General features: G+C 48.1%; 13 protein-coding genes. 7 read left to right on the forward strand and 6 right to left on the reverse strand.

The features are described 5' to 3' along the window. Positions 1-645: 645 nt before the first annotated feature. The 4 genes from BMX44_RS16925 to msrB form a co-directional block, all read right to left on the reverse strand. Positions 646-789, reverse strand: coding sequence for a hypothetical protein (locus tag BMX44_RS16925; protein WP_177167780.1), 144 nt, complete (start codon positions 787-789; stop codon positions 646-648). Between the two features lie 161 nt (positions 790-950). Next, the gene (locus tag BMX44_RS14795) at positions 951-2,102 is read right to left on the reverse strand and encodes a cupin domain-containing protein (protein ID WP_090634463.1); all 1,152 of its coding nucleotides are present in this window, start codon (positions 2,100-2,102) and stop codon (positions 951-953) included. Further along, positions 2,092-2,757, reverse strand: coding sequence for a peptide-methionine (S)-S-oxide reductase MsrA (gene msrA / locus BMX44_RS14800; protein ID WP_090634507.1), 666 nt, complete (start codon positions 2,755-2,757; stop codon positions 2,092-2,094). The genes BMX44_RS14795 and msrA overlap by 11 nt, the downstream gene beginning before the upstream one ends. A gap of 9 nt (positions 2,758-2,766) precedes the next feature. Beyond that, on the reverse strand, positions 2,767-3,285 hold the full coding sequence (gene msrB / locus BMX44_RS14805; protein WP_090634465.1) for a peptide-methionine (R)-S-oxide reductase MsrB: 519 nt from the start codon (positions 3,283-3,285) through the stop codon (positions 2,767-2,769). 327 nt (positions 3,286-3,612) lie between these two features. Between msrB and BMX44_RS14810 the strand changes: the two genes are divergently transcribed. The 5 genes from BMX44_RS14810 (at position 3,613) to BMX44_RS14830 (ending at position 9,532) form a co-directional block, all read left to right on the forward strand. Continuing rightward, entirely contained in the window at positions 3,613-4,581 is a 969-nt protein-coding gene (locus BMX44_RS14810) for an acetyl-CoA carboxylase carboxyltransferase subunit alpha (RefSeq protein WP_090634509.1), read from the forward strand. Continuing rightward, positions 4,550-5,923 carry a tRNA lysidine(34) synthetase TilS gene (gene tilS, locus BMX44_RS14815; RefSeq protein WP_090634466.1) on the forward strand — a complete coding sequence of 458 codons (1,374 nt, stop codon included), beginning with the start codon at positions 4,550-4,552 and terminating at the stop codon, positions 5,921-5,923. Before BMX44_RS14810 ends, tilS begins: the two co-directional genes overlap by 32 nt. Positions 5,924-5,954: 31 nt before the next feature. After that, on the forward strand, positions 5,955-7,040 hold the full coding sequence (gene rfbB, locus BMX44_RS14820) for a dTDP-glucose 4,6-dehydratase (RefSeq protein ID WP_090634468.1): 1,086 nt from the start codon (positions 5,955-5,957) through the stop codon (positions 7,038-7,040). Next, complete coding sequence (rfbD, locus tag BMX44_RS14825; protein WP_090634470.1) at positions 7,018-7,950, forward strand: dTDP-4-dehydrorhamnose reductase; 933 nt, start codon at positions 7,018-7,020, stop codon at positions 7,948-7,950. Before rfbB ends, rfbD begins: the two co-directional genes overlap by 23 nt. Positions 7,951-8,029: 79 nt before the next feature. Then, positions 8,030-9,532, forward strand: coding sequence for a porin (locus tag BMX44_RS14830; protein WP_090634472.1), 1,503 nt, complete (start codon positions 8,030-8,032; stop codon positions 9,530-9,532). Between the two features lie 387 nt (positions 9,533-9,919). Here the strand turns inward: BMX44_RS14830 and BMX44_RS14840 are convergent, their stop codons facing one another. After that, on the reverse strand, positions 9,920-10,543 hold the full coding sequence (locus BMX44_RS14840) for an HNH endonuclease family protein (RefSeq protein ID WP_245738960.1): 624 nt from the start codon (positions 10,541-10,543) through the stop codon (positions 9,920-9,922). 140 nt (positions 10,544-10,683) lie between these two features. On the opposite strand from BMX44_RS14840, the gene BMX44_RS14845 reads away from it, so the two are divergent. Together BMX44_RS14845 and BMX44_RS14850 are read left to right on the forward strand one after the other, a co-directional pair. Next, positions 10,684-14,076 carry a M20/M25/M40 family metallo-hydrolase gene (locus BMX44_RS14845; RefSeq protein WP_245738961.1) on the forward strand — a complete coding sequence of 1,131 codons (3,393 nt, stop codon included), beginning with the start codon at positions 10,684-10,686 and terminating at the stop codon, positions 14,074-14,076. Positions 14,077-14,441: 365 nt separating this feature from the next. Next, entirely contained in the window at positions 14,442-16,208 is a 1,767-nt protein-coding gene (locus BMX44_RS14850; RefSeq protein WP_090634476.1) for a tetratricopeptide repeat protein, read from the forward strand. Between the two features lie 60 nt (positions 16,209-16,268). Here the strand turns inward: BMX44_RS14850 and BMX44_RS14855 are convergent, their stop codons facing one another. Then, the gene (locus tag BMX44_RS14855) at positions 16,269-17,522 is read right to left on the reverse strand and encodes a YfiM family lipoprotein (protein ID WP_090634478.1); all 1,254 of its coding nucleotides are present in this window, start codon (positions 17,520-17,522) and stop codon (positions 16,269-16,271) included. Positions 17,523-17,841: the final 319 nt, after the last annotated feature.

Here is a 17,841-nt window from a genome sequence, read left to right on the forward strand (position 1 = left end):
TTGAAGGTGCAAAATTCGTTGACGGCGTTAAACAAAATGGGGATCAAAAGCAGCAGGCCGCTTGATTCTCCATACACCAGATTTGACTATAGCTCGCAATTCGGCAACCGCTAATCAGGTTGGAATGCTCGACATTTTATGTGTGGTGTCGTAAAGACGGTGGGGTGCGCAGCTATTCATGCGTCGCTCTTATATTATTTAATAGTAAAGAAATGACACAGAATTTCGAATACTCCCCGCCAGTCATACTTGCTGAAAGTACGAGTGCTGGCAGGCAGCACCGATATACAAAGCAGTAAACGGATTGTTTGAAAACGATCTATATGCCTGCTTTGATGAATCGGGGCCAGTAATTAAACACAATGAAAAGCTGTTGCATAAATCCGCCGTTCCAGTCTCGCAATGACTCTCAATATGGATTCACAGCACTAAAATTAAAAGCGGATAATTTTATTTGTTACCAATAGTATTTTTGGCGCTAAATGGTAAATGAAGGAAACAGTTTTGAACGATAACCGTGATGATTTGATAGTTACCAGAAGATTTGAGTTGAATTGTAATAAAGAGAATTGTTCCAGGGGTTAATCCTGCATAAAAAACGGCTCCTGCCAATCGACAGGAGCCGTTTGCTAGTTAATCAGTCAATTATTTCTGACCGGCGGGTGCGCCCAGTCTTTCTCCTGTATCATCTTCATACAGGCTTGGTGGATATTGACCTGGTTTTCCACCATCACCACAACCTACTAAAAACATTGCCAGTAAAGCAGCTATAAATAAAGAGTATTTCATGCTTAAAATCTCCTATTCTAGAATTTTTACGAATTAATTTTGTTAAACAGCTCTATTGTCCTTCAAATATCGAGGGACCATAATCTTAATACCAGATTCAAAAATATATGTCCAGTACCTTTTAAAAAAGATCAACGAAAATATTTTGGGGCATGCCGTGCTCAGGAGTGTGAAGTTACCTCGATAAAGCCGTTAACATACCATTGATAAAGAATTTTTCTTGATTCGTCATTCAACGGACTGTCGGTCGAAATCTCTTCACGGTTGGCGAGTATGCACAGTGCATTTTCTGTTGCCGGACTGACCGGGTAACTTTCACCATTGAGAAAGATCTGCCGGTGCCCGGTGAGCATCCGGCTTTTTAAATTAAGCCTAAGCCGGAATTTTCTTGTGCAGATAGCGGTATCAAATGCTTCAGATGATAAAGGGTCTTGGGGTCTGTCAAAAAAAACATGTGCTTTGGGTTCCGTCAGGTAGATACCGAGAAAATTTTCCACGTCCGTTGCCTGCCATTTGATTTTGTTTAGAATCTGAACGGTCTGCAGCAGCAGATCAGGATGGATTTCCCAAGGTCTGCTTTGACACTTTAAATCGGGGTCGTTATACCACCCTTCGGTATGCAAATGATCCTGTAAATAAACCAGAAACTGATGGATCAATTCCTGATGACTGGGTGCCCGGAAGCCGATGGAATAGGTCATGCAGGCATCCACTGCAACACCATGATGGGCATAGTTCGGTGGCAGGTATAACATGTCGCCCGGTTCCAGCACCCATGATTCTTCAGCATTAAAATGCTGAAGAATTTTTATCGGAGCATCTGCAACGAGCTGATTGTCATAATTAGCAGCTATCTCCCAGCGTCTGCGTCCAGGGCCCTGCAACAGAAACACATCATAGGAATCGTAATGAGGCCCGATACCACCACCTGCTGGCGCGTAGCTTACCATCAGGTCATCCAGTCGTGAAAACGGAATAAATCCGAATTTCAATAATAAACGATTAGCCGATGGTAAAAAATGATTGACGTCCTGCACCAGCAATGACCAGTTATTTTCAGTTGAACCTGGAAGATCTCGTTTTCCCAGAGGGCCGTGCTTCAACAGCCATTGTCTATCCTTTTGAATCACCAGGCGTGATTGTGCCTCGTCATTGGCAGCCAGCTGAAACAGCTCCTTGCGAGACAACAACCCCTGAAATCCCGGTAAAGCATTACGGACCAACAGTGGTTTTTTCTGCCAATATTGTTGCAGAAATGCATCGGGTGTCAGATTTCCCAGAGAAATATAGGGTGTGGCAGGATTAATGCTCATCTTCCCAAAGCTGTTGCAGGCGGTCGTCGCGTCCGCAATTGCTACGGTAGAATGTATAGCGCAGTGGATTCTTCAAATAGTAATCCTGATGGTATTCTTCGGCCGAATAAAATTGAGTGGCCGGCAAAATTTCAGTCGCAATAGGTTGTTCAAAACGACCGCTGGCTTCCAGGGCAGCCTTGGAAGCTGCGGCCAAAGCCTGTTGTTCGGGATTTAGATAAAAAATTGCGCTGCGATATTGCGGGCCGATATCGCAGAACTGGCCACCTTTAAACACTGGGTCAATCGTGGGCCAGAAAGCTTCCAGCAGTGCTGCGTAAGTGGTAATGGACTTATCGTATTCAATCCTGACTGCTTCGATGTGTCCCGTGTTGCCGACCACGACCTGCTTGTAGGTCGGATTGGCAACCGTGCCCCCGATAAATCCGGATGTTGTGGAGATGACGCCGGGTACCTTATCAAAATCCGATTCGGTGCACCAGAAGCAACCGCCGGCAAAAATAGCGATGCCTATATTTTCTTCAGGTACAGAATGCACAATGGGTTGCTGCGGAGTATCGTTGCCGGGCTGCTGGCATGCGGTTGTCTGAGCCGTAATGATCGCCAGCATGAAAAGAGCGGTGCTGTTGATGATGTGATGTCTGTTTGATTGCATCATCTGTCCTTATCCTCTCAATGGCGGAAGCGATTCCGTATGAACAATAAATTTCAACGCCAACCCGTTGTTGCACCAGCGTTCGCCACGCGGTTTGGGGCCATCCTTAAATACATGCCCCTGATGCCCGCCGCATCGTGCACAGTGATATTCAGTACGTGGAATGATAAGTTTGTAATCCTTTTTGGTGTCGATATGTCCAGCAATCGGTTGTGTGAAGCTCGGCCACCCGGTACCGCTGTCGTATTTATACTGACTTTCAAATAAAGGCAAATAGCAAGCTGCACAAATATACGTGCCTTCGCGATATTCGTCATTAAGCGAGCTGCTGCCGGGTGGTTCGGTATGCTCTTCAAACAAAATCTTATAGGCTTCCAGTGAAATCATATTGCGCCACGCTGTATGCGGTTTTTTCAAACGTTGAACTGTCGCAGATGTTAGCGCCTGTGCCTGCCTTGAAGAGTAAAAAACAGCCAATGGTGCCAATGCCGTCACGCCTGCACCGATCAGGAAAGTTCTTCTTTTCATGTTTCCTCCGTATCTTCTTGCGCTGAAATTTGCCGAGTACACTACGCGAATTTATACGTGAAGTACACACCGCGAAAAGTGACCAGGCTTTATTCATTGAACTTCATTTATAATTTTGCTCATTGAACGCAGCGATCGTGCATTATTCTTTGAAAATAAGATATGTTTTTGCTGTTAGACACACAAAAATGAGTTGAGTTTTTTTCCGCTGGAAAAACACGGCAGGGTTGTGGAAAAGCGATAATAACCGCTCTGAATGCATTCATGCATGCAGATTCAAAGCTAAATCCTGTATCATCACGTTTTAAAATTTTTTTTTATGCTTACATGAAAATCACTTTTCTGGATTTTGAGCAGAGTATTGCAGAGTTCGAATCAAAAATTGAAGAACTGCGATTCGCCCAGGAGGATTCCGCATTGGATATTTCAGCGGAAATTGAGCGACTGAAGACAAAAAGTGAAGCTTTGACCAAAAGTGTTTATGCGAAACTGACGCCATGGCAGATTTCACAAGTTGCGAGACATCCGCAACGTCCTTATACACTGGATTATATTGAACATATTTTTTCGGACTTTGAAGAATTGCACGGCGACCGCAACTTCGCTGACGATCATGCCATCGTTGGTGGGCTGGCGCGTTTTAATGGTCATGCGGTAATGGTGATTGGCCATCAGAAAGGACGGGACACGCGAGAGAAAATTCATCGAAATTTTGGTATGCCTAAACCGGAAGGATATCGTAAGGCATTGCGATTAATGCGTTTGGCCGAGAAATTTTCCATACCCCTGATTACCTTTATTGATACACCGGGTGCGTATCCTGGTATAGATGCTGAAGAACGCGGGCAATCCGAGGCGATCGGAAAAAACCTGTATGTGATGGCTGAACTCAACGTGCCTATAGTGTGTATCGTCATTGGTGAAGGCGGTTCGGGTGGTGCGCTGGCGATCGCAGTCGGTGACATGGTGCATATGCTCCAATACGCCACTTACTCGGTTATATCACCTGAAGGCTGTGCATCGATACTCTGGAAAAGTGCGGATAAAGCGCCAGAGGCGGCAGAAATAATGGGCATCACTGCCGAACGGCTTAAAGCAGCGCATTTAATTGACAGTATTATTGCCGAACCGGTTGGCGGTGCGCACCGCAACTATCCGGCTATGATGCAATCGGTGAAATCTGTGATACAGGATTCACTCAGAAAGCTGCAGGGTTATTCTGGTGACGCGCTTATTGAAAAGCGTCTGGAACGATTGATGATGTATGGTTCGTTCAAGGAGGAAAAAATCGAATAACACGGATTATCTGGTAGACGAAGTCGAAACAGTATTACGGAAAACCATCAAGCCGGGAAATCGCCTGACTGTCGGTTTGAGCGGCGGTGTCGATTCAGTTGTACTGCTTGATGTATTATCGATTGTATCCAGGCGAATGCTGTTTGAATTATCTGCAGTGCATGTGAATCATGGAATCAGCCCACAGAGCGCAGCCTGGAGTCATTTTTGTTGTCGTCAATGCTATGGATACGATATTCCCGTTTTGGTTGCGTACCTGAAAGTTGAGAAAACCCGGGGAGCGAGTCTTGAAGCTATTGCGCGAAAAAAAAGATATCGTGTTTTCAGTCAGCTGGATGGTGATTATCTGGTTTTGGCGCAACATCGGGACGATCAGGCCGAAACACTGCTGCTGCAATTGCTACGCGGGGCGGGTGTCAGGGGATTGAGCGCCATGCCTGTCATGCGCAAACAGGCTGACCATGCGTCGCCATCAATTTTAAGACCGTTACTTAACGTGCCTCGCGCCAAAATTGTAACCTATGCGCGCCGGCATGGACTGGACTGGATTCATGACGAAAGCAATGATGACCGGAATTTTAACCGGAATTTTCTTCGTCATGAATTATTGCCGATATTGCACAGGCGTTTTCCGGCTTATTCGAAGACACTGCTGCGATCCAGTCGGCATATGGCCGAGGCGGTCCTGTTGCTCGACGAACTGGCGGAAATGGATGCAAAAAGCTGCCTGAATGGCGGCAGTATAGATGTCCCAACGCTGCGCGAGCTCAATCTGCCGCGCGCCAGAAATCTACTACGGTATATGTTACATAAACATAATATCCAACTACCGGCAACGGTCAAGCTTGATGAGATACTGAATCAGCTGCATTGTGCCAAAAAAGACACACAGTTGCGGGTAGTGATCGACAATGCCGAAATTCGATATTTTAAGGACCGTATGTATATCCTGCCTGTGCAGAAACCACCACCCAGACATTTTCAGCAAACATGGCAAGGGGAACCGTGCATGCAGCTTGCGGAACTGGGTGGCTCGCTGCGTTTTGTATCGATACAGGGCAGAGGGTTGAGCGCTTACAAATTAAAGCAGAAAACGGTGTACATCAGGGTGCGAGAGGGCGGAGAACATTTTACACCCGATTGTAAGCGGCCACGGCGCAGTCTGAAGAACCTGATGCAGGAAGCCGCTGTGCCACCGTGGCAACGATGTTCCTTACCATTAATTTTCTGTGGCGATAAGCTGGCGTGGGTACCGGGTATTGGTGCAGATTGCGAATTGCAGGCTACGTCCAATGAGATGGGAATTGTGCCCGAATGGCTACCAGAAAATCCCGGGGAATAATTGTTTTCGTGGTTTACTATAGGCGAATTATATGATTTTAGTAACAGGCGGAGCGGGTTTCATCGGTTCAAATTTCATTCGAGAATGGTTGATGCAATCTAATGAAGCCGTTATCAATCTGGACAAGTTGACGTATGCGGGAAATCTGCAGAATCTGGCTTCGGTATCGAATGACAGCCGATATATTTTTGTAAAGGGGGATATCGGCTGTCAGGAACTGGTGTCAGAGCTGCTTGAGCAGTATTCTCCAAGAGCGGTGATCAACCTTGCGGCCGAGAGCCATGTCGATCGGTCGATCCACGGGCCCGGTGAATTCATTCAGACTAATATTGTAGGTACGTTCCAGCTTCTTGAAGCGGTTCACGCGCACTGGTTAACGCTTGATGAACAGGCAAAATGCGGTTTTCGTTTTCTGCATGTCTCGACTGACGAAGTGTTTGGTTCTTTGGAATCGAAAGAAGCGGCCTTTACGGAAACGCACCGATATCAGCCAAGCAGCCCGTATTCAGCCAGCAAAGCATCCAGCGATCATCTGGTCAATGCATATCACAAAACGTACGGCTTGCCGATACTGATGACAAATTGCTCCAATAACTACGGGCCATACCAGTTTCCGGAAAAACTGATTCCACTTATGATCACTAACGCTCTTGCAGGCAAGCCGATGCCTGTTTATGGGGATGGCAGGCAAATACGCGATTGGCTATATGTATCCGATCATTGCAGTGCGCTGCGCCGTGTGCTGGAGACCGGAAAGCCGGGTGAAACATATAATATCGGGGGGTGGAACGAAAAGCGAAATATCGACATTGTGCAAACCATCTGTGCACTACTGCAGGAACTGGTCGTGTCATCCCCGGTTGGCGATTATCACAAACTGATCACGTATGTGGCGGATCGTCCGGGTCACGACACGCGTTACGCTATTGATGCCCGCAAAATAGAGCGTGATTTGAACTGGAAACCCGCTGAAACATTTGACAGCGGTATTCGCAAAACAGTGCAATGGTATCTGGACAATCAGGACTGGATAGCCAGTGTTCAGACCGGCAGTTACCGTCAGTGGATTGACCAGCATTACGGCCGGAGCGCTCATGAAAATACTGCTGTTCGGTAAAAATGGCCAGATTGGCTGGGAACTGCAGCGCAGCCTGGCTCCGCTGGCAGCGCCGGATCAGTTGATTGTTCTGGGATCGGACAGTTCTGTTTTATGTGGTAATCTGGCGAATATCAGGGGTATTCGCCAAACAGTAGAAACTGTCAGGCCGGACATCATTATCAATGCGGCGGCGTACACCGCGGTTGATAAAGCGGAACAGGAACCGGAACTGGCGCAAACCATCAATGCCGTAGCGCCGGCTGTGCTCGCAGATGAAGCCAAACGGCTGAACGCATGGCTGATTCACTATTCGACTGATTATGTGTTTGACGGCAGTGGTGATCAACCCCGAACAGAAACCGCAGCGGCAAATCCGCTGAGTGTGTACGGGAAAACCAAATTGAGCGGAGAAAAACACATCATTGCATCCGGTTGCGCGCATATTATTTTGCGCACCAGCTGGGTATATGCCGCTTATGGCAATAATTTTGTCAAAACCATGCTCAGGCTTGCCCAAGAACGCGATCAACTGCGAATTGTTGACGATCAGTTCGGCGCACCAACGGGCGCTGAACTGATCGCTGATGTGACTGCGCATATTATTCGCGCATTACATGCCCGGAAACAAGAAGCTTCTGTCAGCGGATTGTATCATCTGACCGCGCAAGGCTGCATATCCTGGTACGGATTTGCGCATTTTATACTTACTCATGCGGCCAAAACCGGTTTGCCTTTGAAAGTGCTGCCCCAGGCTCTGCATCCGATTCCCAGTAGTGACTATCCGACACCGGCAAAACGTCCGTTAAATTCACGGCTGGATGCAGCGAAGATTCAGAAAACATTCAACCTGTATTTGCCCGGATGGCAAAACGGTGTGTCCAGAGTTTTGACTGAATTACTTGCTGATTCTGCTTCTGCCGTCCGTTAAATATTACAAATTTGCTAATGTAATATAAATGTAATATTTCTGTAATAACCTTCTCTCCGGAATTTTTACTGGAGAAAGCATGAGTAATTTTGGATGGAAGGGAAGGAAAAGTCTGTTCGGCCTGGGGCGGAAAATATTGCCGTGTTTTGCGGCAATCCTGTTGCTTACAAATGCACCCTATGTACAGTCGGCGTTGACGCTCTTTGTCGATACGAAAACCAATCAGGTATATACCACGCCGGGAAAGAACCGGGTAAAGCTTGGTGATTTTGAGCCCGTGAGACGGGCCGGAAATGCAGCTGTCCAGGCTGACGAAAAAAACGCACAGGCGATTGAGGCGAGAATCGATCATAAGATGCAAGAACTCAAAGCGCTGGAAACCAGGCTGGAAGAACAACAACAGGCAATACAGGCGGCAGCTGAACAGCCTGAGCCGGTTCTGGCGCCTGAACCCGAGGCGGAAAAAACTGCAGCAAAAGAGGAGACGAAATGGTATGACAGAATCAAGATCGGCGGATATACGCAGTTTCGTCAAAGTGCCGGTCTAGGTGGTGATCTGGAAAATCTGTCGTCGCCCGGTGACAAATCGATCGAAGAAGATACCAATTATTTCATTCGCCGTGCGCGACTGGTATTCCAGGGCGATATCACCGATCATCTGAAACTTTATATGCAGACAGAATTCGCTGGCGGCGATGTTTCGGTGCGTGATATGTATGGCGACCTGTACTTCGATAAGAAAAAGGAGTTTCGTGTGCGTCCGGGTATGTCGAAGATTCCGAACAGTTTCGAGTTGTTGCAGTCCAGCCGCGACCGTCTGGCTTTCGAACGTGCAGATCCGCTCAGTACTGGTGTTCGCAACGAACGGGACACGGGCGTGTTCTTTTACTGGACGCCCGAGCATATCCAGAAGCGTTTCAGCTACTTGAAGAAAGGGCTTAAAGGATCAGGAGACTATGGTGTCATCGGTATTGGCGCGTATACTGGTCAGGGTATTAACGAACGCGACAAAAATGACAATCTGCACTTTGCTGCACGGCTGACATATCCGTTCCAGTTCAGTAACGGACAGATTTTCGAAGCCGGCGTGTATGGCTACACCGGTCGCTTTGTACCGACGGTCGCGGCAAACGCCGATGCCGGCATTCTCGCAGCACCGTCCTTCAATAAAAAAGGTTATCGCGATGCGCGTATCGGGCTTCATGCGATTTTATATCCGCAACCATTCGGTCTCCAGGCTGAATGGAACTGGGGCAAGTCACCACAATTGAACGATGACAGGACGCGTATCGTATCCGGCAATATCAACGGTGGTTACGTACAGGCGATGTATAAATACGACAGTTCGTGGGGCCCTCTTATTCCGTATTTCAAGTGGCAAAAATATGACGGTGCGGAGAAGTTCGCGGATAATGCGCCATTCGCCCGTGTCCGGGAAATCGAAGCGGGTCTTGAATGGCAGATACGACCGGAAGTTGAATTCGTTATCGCTTACTCGCACATGGACAGAACCAACGTCAAAAACCTGGTCCATGTGAAAGATGCTAATTTGATGCGGTTTCAGTTGCAGTGGAATTATTAGCGGATAGCTGAGAAGCAGTCTGTATAGTCGCCGCCTTGTCAGCAGCGGACGAAAACAGGTTTGGTTATTGGTTAAATCAACATATTTTCGTCCGTTTTAGCCTCGTATCGCATTTTTAATCTAACGCTGCTTATCGATTTTGCGGCATACGATATGTCAATCAGACTGCGCTGTGTGCCATTCGCCAGAACGGGTTTTTGCAAATAAAGCAGTCTGGTGACAATGTCCGTTGACCGATGCAACCGAATCTCTTGCGGTATGGTCTCGGTGGTTGGTTTTATGTGATATCGACTGCGTATCGATTTGGAAATGTTTTTGATTATAAGAAATGTAACTGGCACTGTGGCATTTTATTTAAAATGGGTTGCGCCGTGTTTTTTATGCCCTTTATCTAGGCAAACAATCGGCAGCTAGCCGTTTTAGAGCGTTACGCTCCTCTCTGCTGTAAATCAGCCGGTACTTGTCCTTGACATGTTGCCAGCGGCGGCCGTATTCGCACCAGAACGACCTGTCTGGCGGCAGCCATTCATGTGGAGCTTTGTCGGATTTGGCCTGGTTGGTGGCATCATCGACGACGAGCAGATTGTCGAAATCGTTAGCGAATGTGCGACGCTGCGCGCGCGTCCAATTGTCTGCACCATGCCTGTGGGCATGTGCGAGCGGCACGATATGATCGATGTCGACATCGGAAGCTTTTGTGAATTTTCTGCCAGTGTAAGGGCCGATCCATACGCCGGTCTTGACAGTGCACCGACGCGCGTCTTTGAATTGAACAGGTATACGGCTGGTTGCAATGAGCATTTCCTGTCGGGTGTTCTGGCAGTCCCTGTCTGCATCAATCCAGTGCGGCCAGTCTTTGCGCTGGTAGGGTGTGCTGGTTGTCTGGATACCGTCGGTTGGTTGTACCTGTTTGGCAAGTTGCTGACAACCGGACAAAAAGATCAGCGTCAGTAAAATAAGCGCGGTAGCGAGTCTGACCGAGGGCATTGTTTTGTCGAGTTTGCTATGCATGTTCAGCTGCCAGGCTTTATCGCGCGGATGGATTTACCAAAATATATGGGGTATGCTTGAACGCCAATACAGCCTTGTTGCTATTCAATACCGCCGTCTGCGGTTCTGTAATTTGATATGACCTGGATAAATCTGAATACATGAATGTCTATAAAACGTGTCAATTATTAATTGTTCTCATAACCAGTCTTGCCATGCTGTTCTGCAGCATGGCCGCATTGAGCTACGGTGAGATATTTCATCACCAGATGGATGTGTCAATCGTACCGGATTCAGCAGAAATCAAAGTTGTCGACCGGATCAAGATTCCACAACACTACCTAGAGAGCGCTTCAACAGCGATTCAATTCAGTCTGCATGCTCATCTGACGATTGATGCCGTAGGAGGTGGCAAGGTGGTGCCCGCTGAAACAGGTGCGCTAAAAAGCGCATCTGTGCCCTTGCGGCATTATACGTTGATACCGGAATCCTTGTCCGAACCGGTGACCCTGCATTACAGCGGCACCATTCATCATGCTGTTCAGGAACCAGGACAGGAGTATGCACGCAGTTTCAGTTACACGCCTGGTGTCATTTCATCTGAAGGCGTATTTCTTGCCAGTTCGAGTGTCTGGTATCCCCATTTTAGTGAACCGATGGTGTCGTTTCGCATGAACGTGCGATTGCCGTCCCAATGGGATGCGGTCAGCCAGGGCTCGCTGATCAGCGATCATATTGATGAATCCGGTACTGTTGTGGTCTGGGAGGAATTGAATCCGCAGGATGATATTTACCTTGTTGCCGGTCGTTACCAGCGTTACAGTCAATCTGCAGGCGCAGTGCAGACAATGGTATACCTGCGCGAGGTGGATGAGCCGCTTGCGCAACGGTATCTGGATGTCACGGCGCAATATATCGGTATGTATGGCAAGCTGATCGGTTCTTATCCTTACAGCAAATTTGCGCTGGTCGAGAATTTCTGGGAAACCGGTTATGGCATGCCTTCGTTCACTCTGCTCGGACCAAAGGTGATTCGCTTTCCATTTATTCTGCATTCATCGTATCCGCATGAGATATTGCATAACTACTGGGGTAATGGTGTGTTCGTCGATTACACCAGAGGCAATTGGGCGGAAGGACTCACGGCGTATCTAGCCGATCACCTGGTTAACGAACAGCGTGGCAAAGGTGAGGAATATCGGCGCGACGTGTTGCAAAAATACGCCGATTTCGTTGGCAAGAAAAAAGATTTTCCCATTGCGCGTTTTGTTGCACGTCATAGTTCGAGTTCTGAAGCGGTCGGATACGGAAAAACCATGATGTTTTTTCATATGTTGCGAAGGCAGGTCGGCGACGAGACGTTTATTCGTATGCTGCGGCAATTGTATGACCAGTATAAATTCAAGCAGGCGGGTTTTGACGATCTGCAGGCCCTGTTTGGTGAACTGGGATCTGGTGATTTTTCCACATTTTTTGAGCAATGGGTACATCGCGCCGGTGCACCCGAACTGACTTTGCAGAATGCGGTCGCAAAAAAAACACCGCATGGTTACGCGCTTAAAATCAGATTCAAACAATCACAGCAAGACGAGGTGTATCAACTACAGGTGCCTGTCGCGGTCTACCTGGAGGGTGAAACGCAGGCATATCAGACGCAGGTGGACATGAAGCAGCGCGAACAGGTAATTGAATTGGATTTTCAATCGCGTCCGCTGCGTGTGGAGATCGATCCCCAGTTTGATGTTTTCAGGCGTCTGGACAGCCGTGAAATACCGCCAGCGCTTTCGCAGGGATTTGGCGCCGAGTCACCGCTGCTGATTTTGCCCAGTGATGAAGATGCGCACATGCGGGAGGCATATGCAAAACTGGCTGAAACCTGGCAGCGGTCGCAACCGGGCCGGTTTGAAATAAAGCGCGATGATCAGCTGGAAAACCTGCCATCCGATCGTATGGTCTGGATCATGGGCTGGCAGAACCGTTTTGCCGGACAAGCTGCAGACATATTGACAGAACATGCTGTACGATTTGATGGAAGGCGGTTGACACTGAACGAACGGGCGTTTACAGATGATGCTCATGCGATAGTATTGACCGCGCGTCAACCGTCGCAAGCAGACAAGACGATCCTTTGGGTGGCTGCACATAATCCGCCGGCTGTTGCCGAGCTGGCCCGAAAGCTGCCGCATTATCGCAAATACAGTTATCTGGCTTTTGAAGGCGACGACCTGGCGAATATCCATAAAGGTCAATGGCCGGTTATTCAGTCACCGTTATCGGCTGTTGTCCGGCAACCCGACGATGAATCAGAAAATCCCGTTTATATGGCCAAACTGGAAAAACGCGTGGCGCTGGCGCAATTGCCACCGGTTTTTTCGGCCAGCCGTATGATCAAGGATATCACCTATCTGGCCGGCGAGGCGTTGATGGGGCGCGAATTGGGCAGTGCCGAGCTCGATGAAGCTGCTCACTATATTGCACAGCAATTTCAGCAGGCAGGTTTGCAGCCAGGTGGTGACGGTGGCAGCTATTTCCAGAATTGGCAGCAGAATGTCGGCACGACCAAGGGGACAATTACTTTGCGCAATGTGGTCGGTATTCTGCCTGGTAATAATCCGCAATTGACCGAGGAGAGCGTAGTGATCGGTGCACATTACGATCATCTTGGTACGGGCTGGCCGGATGTGCGTACAGGTAATCAGGGAAAAATTCACTATGGTGCGGATGATAACGCCAGCGGTGTGGCTGTAATGCTCGAGCTGGCGCGTCAGGTCGCTTCAAAGTGGCGGCCGGAACGCAGTATCGTGTTTATCGCTTTTACCGGTGAAGAGTCCGGATTGCTGGGATCGAAGTATTATATCAATCATATGAAAGATTATCCTGCTGAAAAAGTAACTGCCATGCTGAATCTCGATACCGTGGGGCGTCTGGGCGAGCTCCCTGTCACTATACTGGGAGCTGGCAGTGCACAGGAACTGGTGCATGTCTTTCGTGGCGCGGGCTTTGTGACGGGCATTTCGGTTAATGCGGTGCTTGACGACTTCGGGTCCAGTGACCAGGCAGCCTTTATCGAGGCGGGCATACCGGCAGTGCAGTTTTTCGGGCGTGCGCACGAAGACTATCATGCGCCTGGCGATACGGTTGATAAAATTGATGCTGCCGGACTTGTCAAAGTTGCGGCTGTGCTTAAAGAAACAGCTGAGTATCTGGCCAGCCGTATCGAACCGTTGACTGTGACGCTGCAATCCGGTACGGCGCACGGTGCGCAGCAGGCAGGCGAGCCCAAAGCCAGACGCCGCGCCCGACTGGGTACGGTCCCGGATTTTGCATACCGTGGACAGGGCGTACGCGTTGACAGCGTCATAGCCGGAACCCCCGCGCATCAAGCGCGACTACAGACAGGTGATATCCTGATACGTCTGGCCGATCAGCAAATCAACGATCTGGCCTCATATTCCGAGATTCTGAAAACGCTGCAAGCGAGACAGTCGGTCGAACTGCACTATCACCGCGAAGGGCAGGCGCATATGGTTGAAATCATACTCGATGTGCGTTAACCACTTGTTTTGTAATTATTCATATCAATGAACTTTTGTAGAATAACTGTGTTCTCAAATACAATTAATGTGATCATGGATGAATATCTATAGATTTTCTCGATCATGACCTGTTTGTGCAGACAGAGTGTGGGAACAATAATATCAATTGGGAATTATAAGCCCGTTTCATGCATACGCTGAATGCGATTTGCTTTGATTGTCCAGTGTATTAGAAATGCACGGTTTTGCCGGGTTATATTCAGTGAAAAGTAAAACAGAATCTATTAAAATAATAGGAAACAACGAGATTGTTCATCTGTCCTGTCAAGGTTCAAGCATTGTCAGCGCACTGTTTTTTTACTTTTATTGTCTCTGGATTTTTAATGAAACTTAACACTCTTGTTCTTCTGTTGATACTTGGTCTGACTGCGTGCGCCCAGCTTCCCGTACAGGAAGATGGTGAAATAGCGAAAAAATCCACCCAATCCGAAAAAGCCGCCGATTCGGACAATTCCAGTCATGACAACGCAGAAGAACAAATCGATGAAACGAAGTTGCCCAGGCTGGAACTGACCGCACCGATACTATTTGATTTTCTGCTTGCTGAAACTGCATTGCAGCGTGGCAATCTTGAGATCGCCGTCAGCCGTTACCTGAAACTGGCGCACATGACGCGCGACCCGCGTATTGCCAAACGTGCCAGTGAAATTGCGCTGCATGCACGCCAGCCGTTTGCGGCTGAAAAAGCTGCATCAATGTGGGTCGAATTCGATCCGGATTCACTTGATGCACGACAGACATACGCTGCGATGCTGGTTAATTTCGGTAAACTGGATGCAGCGTTTCCTCACCTGGAAAAATTACTGGCCTCAGACAAGGAAAATGTCGGTGCGGCGTTCATGCAGCTCAACCAGCTTTTGTCCCGTAATCCAAATAAAAGTGAAATACTGCGATTGATCCACAAGCTGGCTGTACCGTATCCAAAATTGCCGGAGGTGCATTTTGCTATTTCGCAGGCGGCCTGGTTTGCCGGTGAATATGAAACGGCTCAGGCTGAGATGGAACAGGCGCTTTCACTGCGTCCTGACTGGGAGATTGCCGCCGTACAGAACGGCAGAATGTTGCAACGGCATTCCAATATTGATGCCGCCAATTTCTACCGCGCCTTTCTTAAGAAATACCCGGAAACAACCGAAGTGCGAATTGCTTATGCACGGCTTCTGGTTGAGCTGAATGAGAAAGAACTGGCACAGAAACAGTTACGAATTCTCTTTGACAGGAATCTCGAGGATGCGGAAATCATGGTGGTGATTGGACTGATTTCAACGGAACTGTACGATTTTGATATGACGGAAACGAGCCTGAAAAGAGCACTGGCTTTGGGCTATAAGGACGCCAGTGCGATACACTTTCATCTGGCCAGAGTTTATGAGGAAATGCAACAGTCCGACCTGGCGATGGAATCTTACCGGCAGGTCAAGCGAGGCGGGCGATATTTGCCCGCGCAGATTCGTTATGCCGACTTGCTGGCGCAAAAAGGACAACTGGATGATGCGCGTTCGCATATTCAACAGTTACCGGCAGCAAACGATCAGCAAACTGCACATTTGATTCTGGCCGAAGCACAGATCATGCGTCGTGCGGGTTCTCATCAGGAAGTATTCAGAATCCTCGATCGCGGGTTGGAAAAATTGCCCGATTACCCGGAATTGCTGTATGACCGGGCGCTGGCTGCTGACAAAATCGGGAAGTTTGAAATTCTGGAAAAAGATTTACGGAAATTAATCGAGCTCAAGCCGGACAATGCGCATGCCTATAATGCACTGGGATACAGTTTTGCGGAGCGTGGTCTACACTTGCCCGAGGCGCTGCAGCTAATTAAAAAAGCAGTCGAGCTGTCGCCAGATGATCCGTATATCATGGACAGCCTGGGCTGGGTTTATTACCGGATGGGGAATATAACAGACGGATTGAATTATTTAAATCGTGCTTTTGCAATCAGTCAGGATAGTGAAATCGCTGCGCATCTGGGTGAAGTGCTATGGGTTCAGGGTGCGCGCGAAGACGCTGAGGACGTCTGGCAATCCGCGCTCGAAAAAGACCCGGACAATGAAGTGCTGCTGGAAACTATTAAACGGCTTAAGCAGTGATTTATGCTCAATAAAGCAACCAACCCATCAGGCTGTATAAAGGGCGGTCGTTATAGGGGTTCAGTATACAAAAGGCAATGATTCCACGCGCTGTTCAATCGTACTGACCAGGTGATGATATGCCGGTGTATCAAAGTTACCGTACTGTTGCCTGAAAACGGTTTTGGACAATGATTCGGGAAGATCATCCCATTTCGGCATGAGACCTTTGTCATCAATTCCCTGATTGACCAGTTGCTGTAATCGGACCGCGTCTGTATGACTGGCTGTGGCAATTTCCCCGAACCGGGTGCCGGCACGGTCTGCCGCGATATCGTTAAATGAAAAACCGCTGCCACTGCGTTTATCTTCAATTTCCTTGTAAAGTCCGATGGCGTCAGACAAAGCCGTGTCAGCGTAAGCAGTAATAGCCGCTGAAATAATAAAATGCTGGGCAAAATCCCTGCGACCATCGAGGGTTACGACCGGACGATGCAGAAATGGGCGATCCGCTGCTTCAGGTACCAGAAAATTGAGGGGCAGACCCATGATGTAAAATGTTGCTGCCAGTATGGCTGCGCGGTTTTCTTTTTGTGCTGGATTATTAACTGAATATCGTGTAGCCATTTGCATGAGTGGCTGCAAGACCTGCGACAGGTCGAGTTCAGGCCGGTGCCGGTTGCTTTGGGTAAGCAGATTGTAATAGCGGTTAACGCGTTGTTGTTCAGATTTGCGGAGTACGGGAAAATGGCCGTTTGACAAATTGAGTCCCCCTTGCCACTGATACCGGATCCTGAGAGCGGTGGCTGAAATGCGCATGTGCTTGACTGCAGATAATATCGTGTCGTAGCTGGAGTGATTGTGCAGCCAGCGGATTGCCTGATTGACTAAAAACTGACTGATAGCATCCGGTATTGAAATGTGACCGATACTGACCGCATGTGGTTTTGGCAGCCAGTCGCTTTCCACGAAAGTGGCTTCAAGGTTAATAAATCCCGGGACTGCATTAAAAGGTAGTGGCAGACTGGCCCGGATTTTTGCCTGGCGGTGTGCTATGTGCATTTGTGCGTGACCATTGGCCAGATGTTTTACCAGATAATTTGCTGCGATATCCGCATCTTCTGGATGAATACTGATTGTCACAATACGGTTGTTCAGTATACGCTGGCGGTGTTGATCAAACGCTTGCCTAAAGCGTTCTATATGTTCGGGAGAAACTTGTGTCTGCTGTTCGACATACGGTTTTTCGTCAATGATCAGAAAAATCAACAAGCCGAACAGTAATGACGTGGTGCAGGCAGTTGCGACCAGGAAAAATAACAATTTTCGAACCATAGTCGTTATAAGTCACTCGTACAGTAATTATGTATTAACACCACAATATCATTAAAACTGTGTTGTAGGAAAATTACATTTTTCTGATAACCGTACTGCTGGTTTGTAAACAAGTTATAATTACCCACGTATAGTCAAGTGGCATGTTTTCGCCTGAATGGATCCAGACATCAAATAGTCGTGAAAAGACAATATCAGGCACACAATTCAAGGGTATGGATTATTGTCGAGAAATTTGCTGAAAATATTCTGCGGGCTAAATATAAATGATGGCATCGATATGACCAATTCTGATCTATCTGTATAATTACGAGAGCCA

Source organism: Nitrosomonas marina, assembly GCF_900110145.1.
Taxonomy (GTDB): Bacteria; Pseudomonadota; Gammaproteobacteria; order Burkholderiales; family Nitrosomonadaceae; genus Nitrosomonas; species Nitrosomonas marina.